1 protein-coding gene is annotated in these 236 nt (G+C 56.8%); it reads right to left on the bottom strand.

Translation table 11 applies throughout. The features are described from left to right. A partial coding sequence (locus AC1RPY_RS08200; protein WP_481763189.1) for a hypothetical protein occupies positions 1-180 on the bottom strand: 180 nt, incomplete at its 3' end. Positions 181-236: the final 56 nt, after the last annotated feature.

The following is a 236-nucleotide window of genomic DNA, read 5'->3' as shown; positions in this document are numbered from 1 at the left end:
GGGAAACCCGTTCGCGTTGCTGCGTTCCATGGGCTTGCGGCATTCAGGGCACAGCCCTGCACCTGCCACATCAGCACTCATGTTAATACGCGCCTCGACCTTATTGGTTGCGGCAGCTGCCGCAATTTGCGTGCGCGTCACGCCCGCCCGAATGAAGGATTGAGGTAGTTGCTGTTTCATGATGACCTCCGTCGATTGATAAGTCGTGTGCAGCTAGTGGTTTCAGCCATGTGGAC

The organism is Dellaglioa sp. CoH-56-MRSF-12 (assembly GCF_056782075.1).
The sequence above is the reverse complement of the archived record's forward strand: the minus strand, read 5'-3'. Positions and strand labels throughout refer to the sequence as shown.